This window comes from Bartonella sp. MU70NMGDW (assembly GCF_042194085.1).
Classification (GTDB): domain Bacteria; phylum Pseudomonadota; class Alphaproteobacteria; order Rhizobiales; family Rhizobiaceae; genus Bartonella; species Bartonella grahamii.
Genome location: NZ_JBHIMK010000446.1, coordinates 1 through 951, shown reverse-complemented (window position 1 = coordinate 951; position 951 = coordinate 1). Strand labels below are relative to the sequence as shown.

The window sequence follows — 951 nt, the reverse complement described above, 5'->3', positions numbered from 1 at the left end:
ATACTAATAACACCACCGTAGCGTCCATCAGCATAAAGAGCAGAAAGAATTGCTCGATAATCTGAACGCGCCTTGGCCAGTAAACCAGAAGAACTGGCAGATCCTTTCTCTTTATCAGCAACAAGAGAAGAAACAGATTTAACTATTTTTATACCTTCTAATGGCGCGCCTGGCGGTGCAACAACATCAACTTTATAAAATCTCTCTGTATTTTTGGCATAATGTGAAGGAGAATTTGTTTTCTTTTGACCAAAAAGAGGAATACCGAAAAAATCAAATGCAGCAAGTGGCTGTGGAAAAGAAAAAGAAAAACACAAGCCTATAAAGACACAGCGCACAGTCCCTGATTTTAACAAAATTCTTGTCTGGTATACCATAAAATCAGATACCTTATAATACACTTTGAATCTACTACGCTTTAAATAATATAAAAATAAGAAAGGTAAATATAATTACTTTGCACATTTTACACGTTTTATCACATCAAATAACACTCTGCGATACATAACGTCACCCTCCCCTTATATTTTCATAAAATTCTGCACTGTTGTATAACACGAACAGCCTCATTCTTTTTTCTTAACATATTTATTTAGCTTACTATAAATGTTTTATTGCGTCCCATACTATCATGGTTAAATTTGTACAAATGACTTTCCATGAGAACGCTAAAAAACTGCCCATCTATATAGATTTCTCTATAAAAAAAACCATAGAGATGCTTCTTGATTTTTATACATAGATATGATTGTCTCTACCAAGTCTAAAGGGGAAAAATAAATAAATGATCGCACGTATCACAACTGTTGCTTTTCGCGGTCTAGAAGCAGTTCCTGTCGATGTACAGGTTATGATTTCGTCTGGTAAAATAGGGATGGCTATTGTTGGATTAGCTGATAAAGCAGTTGCAGAAAGCCGTGAACGTGTACAAGCAGCCCTCCACGCTTGTGG

General features: G+C 35.6%; 1 protein-coding gene and 1 pseudogene. One reads left to right on the top strand and one right to left on the bottom strand.

The genetic code is table 11. The features are described 5' to 3' along the window. A pseudogene (locus tag ACFIKE_RS11535) lies at window positions 1-377 on the bottom strand (outer membrane protein assembly factor); the annotation flags it as partial. 407 nt (window positions 378-784) lie between these two features. Here ACFIKE_RS11535 and ACFIKE_RS11530 point away from each other — a divergent pair. Continuing rightward, a partial coding sequence (locus ACFIKE_RS11530; protein WP_375650078.1) for a magnesium chelatase domain-containing protein occupies window positions 785-951 on the top strand: 167 nt, incomplete at its 3' end.